This is a genomic window from Brevibacterium sp. 239c (genome assembly GCF_900169365.1).
GTDB lineage: Bacteria > Actinomycetota > Actinomycetes > Actinomycetales > Brevibacteriaceae > Brevibacterium.
In genome coordinates, this window is record NZ_FXZH01000043.1 from 1 (window position 1) to 6,662 (window position 6,662).

Here is a 6,662-nt window from a genome sequence, read left to right on the forward strand (position 1 = left end):
TGGTGGTCGCGGCCGGACACAAATAAGTGGATGGGCAGAAAACGTGGCCGCCCGTGGGCAGTTCTGGTGGCCATCAGCGGGCACTTTTCGTGTCCGCCCGTGGGCAATTCCTAATGGCCGTTGACAGCGTGTCGAATGCGTCCACGCCAACCATGTGCCTTTCACATCCGGAATGTGTGTGATATCAACCGGGCCCTCCTGCACCAGGTCGGCCACTGCCGCGATCTCTCTTTCGGATCTGCTATTTTGCTCGCTATCGACGTTGAGCAAAGGGACTAGGGCTTCTTGTTCTGCTCGGGTCAAGGGGTATGGGCATGCGTCCTGGTCCTCGCCGAACGCATCCAAGCGCTCCTGCGTCCAAAACTCTCTATCCGAGTCTGGTGGGGCCGGTGCCCAGGCAGCCATCCTCGCAATCTGAGGACGAACCACGGACTGGTCGTCAAGTGGCTCCCATTTCCGCGGGCCAAGCCCGCGCGCCACGACCCGAGCCCACGTGCCCACTCCCGTCGGTAACCACTTCAAGTCCTGACTGCTTTCCTCAAACAGATGGACGACCTTCCACATCACTCCGAACAGATCGATGTCTTCACTCGTCAGCAGCAGAGGCACTAACGCTTCCTGCTCAGCCCGAGTCATCGGAGTCTTAATCGCATCCAACTGCGCCGAAAACTCTTCAAGCACCTCCTGGGACCAAAACTCCTCGTCCTCCTCAGGACGCAACGGAACCCAGGCCGCCACACGTGCAACGGTCTCCGATAAATTATTCACGTAGAGCCGCGCCTATCCGACAGTTCCGGAAACGTGATAGCCGTGTAGCGCTGATCATCGCTTCCTTTTGGCATCGATCCTCTTCTTGCCTTCCTCAAATCGGCGTGTCGAATGCGTCCACGCCAACCACGTACCCTCAATATTAGGCAGATGCGAAATTTCAACTGGACCGTCTTGCATCAAATCAGCCAGTAGCAAAAGTTCACCCTCAACCGATGTCCTCCGCTTATCGACGTTGAGCAAAGGGACTAGGGCTTCTTGTTCTGCTCGGGTCAAGGGGTATGGGCATGCGTCCTGGTCCTCGCCGAACGCATCCAAGCGCTCCTGCGTCCAAAACTCTCTATCCGAGTCTGGTGGGGCCGGTGCCCAGGCAGCCATCCTCGCAATCTGAGGACGAACCACGGACTGGTCGTCAAGTGGCTCCCATTTCCGCGGGCCAAGCCCGCGCGCCACGACCCGAGCCCACGTGCCCACTCCCGTCGGTAACCACTTCAAGTCCTGACTGCTTTCCTCAAACAGATGGACGACCTTCCACATCACTCCGAACAGATCGATGTCTTCACTCGTCAGCAGCAGAGGCACTAACGCTTCCTGCTCAGCCCGAGTCATCGGAGTCTTAATCGCATCCAACTGCGCCGAAAACTCTTCAAGCACCTCCTGGGTCCAAAACTCCTCGTCCTCCTCAGGACGCAACGGAACCCAGGCCGCCACACGTCGAACTTCATCGGAAATATCGGCCATTCAGCTCACCTCTCTAGCCAAGTGAGGAAAGTTGTAAGTCAAGAACTCTTCGTACTTTTCGATACTGTTTTCGAGATGGTGCCTTCGTGGACACCGAAGTCCTTGGCGATCTGGGCGATCGTAGTCTTCTCGTCGCGGTTCAAAGCCACACGGACGACGTCATCGCGGAACTCTTTCGGGTAGGGCTGAGGCATGGTGTCTATCCTTCCAGGCTTGCCTGAGAACAAGCCAGATCAGATGTCACCACACCCTGCATCAGTCCCGAACGCTTCAAATCTCAGCGATCACAAAAAGTGACGGCACTCCCGCGACCTTCGTTGAAGTAGAACCGTGGGTGTGGCAAGAAGTCGATGGACAGCGACGGATTGCTGTTAACCAAGACGCCGGTCAAGTGCAAGCCATCGGGCTCAATGCTGCGTTCACTTTGCTGCCCATGCCTCCTTCTGCAACGTTGCTCCTGCCGGTCGCGTTGTTTTCCGCCGGGGTTGTTCTCCTTGCCCTTCTGGGACGACCTTTCACCGTTCTTATCCGCTGGATCAATCGAATAACTGCTAACCGGGATACGCGAAACAAGAAGTTGCGTCTCTCTCTTCTGTTCACCCAGTTCGCTTTTGTTGGTTGCTTGGTGTTCTGGTGGTTAGTTGCACAACCACTCCTCAATGATTCACTGCCTCCCGATGGACTCGTGATCCGATCCGCACAGCTGCTGACTGCGATCGCCGTCCTCGGCGCCGCGCCTGCATCAGCGATCGTACTCAGCACCGTTCGTGCCCCAGCCACCGAGTTCGGCATGTCACCAGTCAGAAGATGGACGATAGTCATAGGCCACTCCGTCGTGGCCTGTGCCCATTTGGGACTTGGATACGTGGCCATCGTTGGAGGCTTGTTCGCACCGAGTATCTCCTACTAGACTCGCGCCGTCTGAAGATAGACGATCACGCGCAGTTGTTGACGACGTTGGTTAAGCGGGGGTGCGTTCCAAGCGCGAGGCGGTGGAGGTAAGCATGGCAGAAGCTGTCATGAGGTTCCTAAGGTGCAGTGGTGGCATGACAATTAGCTGACTCAATAGGGTCAACAAACTGTTCAATCGGTACCTTGGGGACAACATCGTTGCGACAACAAGTTGACTCCACCAAGTAGGCGCAGCAGTCGATGCCATGCGTGAAATCCAAATCAGCCGTGCTCGAGGGACTCGAAAAGCCTTTCCGCCGCTCCGTCAATATTGATCTCCGGGGTCAGCAACTCCTGCAGCAACAATCCCCGAATACCTGCCACAGCGAAGAGGCTCTGGTCCCGTGCAGCACCCGGTGCCATCCCGTCCCGGGAAGCAGCTGCCGCGAGAAGCTGTGTGAGTGTGTCGAGGTCAGCGACGAACTCACTGTAGGCATCGCGATCGTAGACGGCCAGGCCGGCCAGGTGGAAGAAGGTCTGTGTACGCAAGCGCGCTGACTCGTTCGAGTAGAAATCCCAGATTGCTCGACACAGACTCGTGAAATCCCTGTCGCCGGCAGCTATGAAGGAGCGGTTGTCGCGGTTGCGCGCTTCCGACAGTACGGCGGCTAGCAATGCCGGGCGAGAGCCGAAATGGTATGTCAGCAGGGTGTGGTGCACACCCAGACGATCGGCGATCTGTCTCATCGAGAGATTCGCCGACGGGCCGTTGCTACCGAATTCGTTGAAGAGAGCGTGCATCAGCCGCTCCCTTCCCTGTCCTACCGGCGATCTCACATTATCTCCCTTGACGAACTCACCACTGTTGAGTAGATTACATCACACTGAACTCACCACTGTTTAGTTCATTCTCGATCAAAGGGAAAATTCTATGAATGAGTACTGGCTCACCGGCGGCACCGTTGCCGACGGCACAGGATCTGCGCCCTCACGAGTCGACGTGCGCGTCACCGATGACACGATCACCGCACTGGGAGATGCTCCGCCGGGAGCAGAAACGATAGAGCTGCAGGGCCGGGTCCTCACACCCGGTCTCATCGATGCCCATGTGCATCTCGGCGTTTCGAGCCCTATCACCGCTCAATTCGGATTCCAGCTCTCAGCAGCAGAGATCGCAGCCGACATCTTCACCTGCGCGGGCGATGCCCTCGATGCGGGATTTACCACGGTTCGCGATACCGGCGGAATCGACGGCGGAGTCGTCGAGGTCATCAAGAAGGGGAAGGTGCGCGGGCCACGTGTGCTCAGCTGCGGACCGGTGCAGTGCCAGACGGGTGGCCACGGGTACTACGGAAGCGCATGGGAACCGACAGACCTATGGACACAGCACCATGTACCGGGACTGTGCGCATTGTCGCTGATGTCCGGTGACGCCGGAGAGCTGCGACGCAATGTACGCGAGTCTTTCCGCCGGGGAGCAACATTCCTGAAATTGTGTGTCACTGGAGGGGTTGTCGGAGGCAATGACCATCTCGATGACACGCAGTTCTCGGTCGAAGAGATCGCGGTCGCGGTCGAGGAGGCTTCTGCACGGGGTACTTATGTCACGGTGCACGCCCACAACAACGGAGGAATCCGCAATGCCGTGCTCGCCGGCGTTCGCTGCGTCGAGCACGGGACTGACATTGACGTCGAAACCGCCGAGCTGATGCGCGAGCACGACGTGGCGCTCATCCCCACCTTCGCCGTCGTCGAGCAACTCGCTGACACCGAGGCGATGGGCCTCGGTTCCGAAGCTCGCGACCGCATCGCCGGAGTCCGCGAGCGGATGGCATCAGCGCTGCGTATCGCCACCGAGACAGGGCTGCGGGTCGGGCTGGGTTCAGATCTCATCGGCCCAAATCAGGCACGCCGCGGCGAAGAACTGCGACTGCGCGCAGCGCTCGAGACGCCTATGCGTGCACTCGTGTCGGCGACCAGCGTCAACGCTCAGATACTGGGGGTCGGAGAAACCGTAGGAAAGATCGGCGAGGGAATGCTCGCAGACATGGTCGCTTGGAGAGAGGATCCGCTGCAGGATGCAAGCAGATTCGCCGATCCGGCAATGGCCGCGATCGTCATCAAGGACGGTCGACTAATGAAGAAGGAGAACTGATGAGCAAGGTGTTGCACGGGAATCTACCCGACACGGAGTATTTCGAGATCACAGCGGAGTCCGGCAACAACTACGGAATCTGGGTCACCGCTCCACCCACTAACGCAGAGCCCGACCAGCCGCTTCCGCTGATCTACGTTGTGGACGGAAACTGGGCGGTCGGCCTGACCGCGCCGCTGAACGTGACCCAGGCAGACCCATACCTGTCTGTTGCCCCGTATATCCAGATCAGCATCGGCTATACCGGTGCCGAAGCCGGCGATTGGGCAACGCTGCGCAACCGTGACCTGGTGCCCCCGGGAGAGCCAGTCAACGACGAAATGATCGCTACTCTGACAGCAGCTCGAGACTCCGGGTCGATGACGCAGGAACAAGTCGATGACTACCTGGCCATGCTCGCGGAGACACATGCGGACGTCTTCCTCGACTTCATCACCGAGGAGCTCCACCCTCACCTGCAGTCGCGCCTGAACGTAAGTGCCACGGGGCACGGACTCTTCGGTTCCTCCTACGGTGGTCTCTTCGCGCTCTATGCGTACTTGCGCGGCACCACCATTTTCTCGACCTTCGGGGCTGGCAGCCCCGGAGTGACCTCCCCGGAGAGCAAGGTGTTCGATCTCGTCTCGGGTCTGCCCGAGCTAAACAAAGTATCGCCGGCTAAGAAGTTACACATCACGCTCAACGAAAACGAAATCATGGGCGACATCGCAATCTACCGAGGAATGTCACGCAATGTCCTCGATGTCATGGAACAACTCCACAAGAACGGGTGCTCGTCAGACATGACACGAACGATCCTCCGGGAAACACACGTCACAGGGGTTCAAGCCTCGTTCCTCAGCTACCTGAAAACGTGCCATGCGCGCTGAGAAGTGCAAACTCCTGGGGCTAACCAGGTGCCTAGCAGTCAGGACTGAGGGAAGAGGAGCGGAAGAGTGCTGATCGACCGCCTGCGTGAGGACCTTCCCGACGCAGATCTGATCACCGATCCGGACATTCTGCAAAGCTTAAGCTGCGATGAAGCAGAATGGGCACCCACAGGACGGGCACTTGCTGCCCTCCGTGCGCGCTCGACCGAAGAAGTCGCCGCGGCCGTCCGAGTCTGCGCCGCCAATGGCGTTCCCATCGTCGCCCGTGGCGCAGGAACTGGGCTCTCAGGCGGATCCAACGCGGTCGATGACTGCCTCATCATCGATCTTTCGCGCATGAACGCGATCATTGAGATCGATGCGGAGAATCATCTCGCCGTCGTTCAACCCGGCGTCGTCAACGACGATCTCACCGCCGCTGTGGCCGAACACGGTCTCTGGTACCCGCCCGACCCGGCCAGTGCCCCGTGGTCGACGATCGGCGGGAACGTCTCGACCAATGCCGGGGGGCTCTGCTGTCTCAAATACGGCGTCACCCGCGACTACGTGCTCGGCGTCCAGGTGGTCATGGGCGGTCCGGCAGGGGAATATGGGAAGGTCGTCCAGTTCGGCAGACGTACGACCAAAGGAGTCGCGGGCTATGATCTCGCGGGCCTCTTTGTCGGGTCCGAAGGAACCTTCGGCATCATCAGCGAGATCACCGTGAAGCTGCGCCCGGCGATCTCCGAGCCCGCCCGAACGGTCATCGGTGCCTTTGCCAGTCTCTCCGAGGCCGGTCGAGCGGTGGGAGGTGTGATCCGACGCGGACTGCAGCCGGCTGCACTCGAACTCTTGGACCGAGAATGCCTGCAGGCGGTCGAAGACTGGAAGCACCTCGGCCTCGAACCCGATGCCACCGCACTACTGTTGGCGAAGATCGATATCCCTGGTTCCGCCGGCGCCGTCGAGGCCGAGGCGATGGTGGATGAGTTCGAGACTGCCGGCGCACAGTGGGCCGAGAAGTCGACAGATGAGACAGAGGCCGAGGCTCTCTTCGAGGCACGTCGACTAGCCTACACGGCACTGGAGAGACTGATGCCACTGCTGACAGAGGATGTTTGCGTGCCGCGGTCGGAAGTTGTCAAGGTGAATGAGACCAAAGGGAGTTAGGCGGCTTGCTGATCGACGACTGATTCTTCGGGTTTGTTGATCCAGGCGGTCTCAGGCAGGTCGAGTGCCTTTGGGACCTTGCCAGAGCC

8 protein-coding genes are annotated in these 6,662 nt (G+C 59.2%); 4 read left to right on the forward strand and 4 right to left on the reverse strand.

The genetic code is table 11. The features are described 5' to 3' along the window. The 3 genes from BSP239C_RS20990 to BSP239C_RS20870 form a co-directional block, all read right to left on the reverse strand. On the reverse strand, positions 1-768 hold a 768-nt coding region (locus BSP239C_RS20990), incomplete at its 3' end, for a hypothetical protein (protein ID WP_219618940.1). A 54-nt stretch (positions 769-822) separates the two neighbouring features. Then, positions 823-1,509: a hypothetical protein gene (locus tag BSP239C_RS20075; protein WP_101575065.1), complete on the reverse strand. Its 687-nt coding sequence runs from the start codon at positions 1,507-1,509 to the stop codon at positions 823-825. 38 nt (positions 1,510-1,547) lie between these two features. Next, entirely contained in the window at positions 1,548-1,703 is a 156-nt protein-coding gene (locus tag BSP239C_RS20870) for a hypothetical protein (protein ID WP_180959125.1), read from the reverse strand. 140 nt (positions 1,704-1,843) lie between these two features. On the opposite strand from BSP239C_RS20870, the gene BSP239C_RS20615 reads away from it, so the two are divergent. Beyond that, on the forward strand, positions 1,844-2,419 hold the full coding sequence (locus tag BSP239C_RS20615) for a hypothetical protein (RefSeq protein ID WP_145997522.1): 576 nt from the start codon (positions 1,844-1,846) through the stop codon (positions 2,417-2,419). A gap of 263 nt (positions 2,420-2,682) precedes the next feature. Here the strand turns inward: BSP239C_RS20615 and BSP239C_RS20085 are convergent, their stop codons facing one another. Beyond that, positions 2,683-3,201, reverse strand: a complete 519-nt coding sequence (locus BSP239C_RS20085) for a TetR family transcriptional regulator (RefSeq protein WP_219618941.1) — start codon at positions 3,199-3,201, stop codon at positions 2,683-2,685. A 130-nt stretch (positions 3,202-3,331) separates the two neighbouring features. On the opposite strand from BSP239C_RS20085, the gene BSP239C_RS20090 reads away from it, so the two are divergent. From BSP239C_RS20090 to BSP239C_RS20100, 3 genes are all read left to right on the forward strand, one after another. Continuing rightward, positions 3,332-4,555, forward strand: coding sequence for an amidohydrolase family protein (locus tag BSP239C_RS20090; protein WP_101575068.1), 1,224 nt, complete (start codon positions 3,332-3,334; stop codon positions 4,553-4,555). Continuing rightward, entirely contained in the window at positions 4,555-5,424 is an 870-nt protein-coding gene (locus BSP239C_RS20095) for an alpha/beta hydrolase (protein WP_101575069.1), read from the forward strand. Before BSP239C_RS20090 ends, BSP239C_RS20095 begins: the two co-directional genes overlap by 1 nt. 66 nt (positions 5,425-5,490) lie before the next feature. Next, on the forward strand, positions 5,491-6,573 hold the full coding sequence (locus BSP239C_RS20100; RefSeq protein ID WP_101575070.1) for an FAD-binding oxidoreductase: 1,083 nt from the start codon (positions 5,491-5,493) through the stop codon (positions 6,571-6,573). Positions 6,574-6,662: the final 89 nt, after the last annotated feature.

What these genes read in the sequence shown, in the direction of transcription:
- BSP239C_RS20075 (WP_101575065.1), bottom strand. Translation starts at nt 1,509, where the DNA reads ATGGCCGATATTTCCGATGAAGTTCGACGTGTGGCGGCCTGGGTTCCG.
- BSP239C_RS20870 (WP_180959125.1), bottom strand. Translation starts at nt 1,703, where the DNA reads ATGCCTCAGCCCTACCCGAAAGAGTTCCGCGATGACGTCGTCCGTGTG.
- BSP239C_RS20085 (WP_219618941.1), bottom strand. Translation starts at nt 3,201, where the DNA reads ATGCACGCTCTCTTCAACGAATTCGGTAGCAACGGCCCGTCGGCGAAT.
- BSP239C_RS20090 (WP_101575068.1), top strand. Translation starts at nt 3,332, where the DNA reads ATGAATGAGTACTGGCTCACCGGCGGCACCGTTGCCGACGGCACAGGA.
- BSP239C_RS20095 (WP_101575069.1), top strand. Translation starts at nt 4,555, where the DNA reads ATGAGCAAGGTGTTGCACGGGAATCTACCCGACACGGAGTATTTCGAG.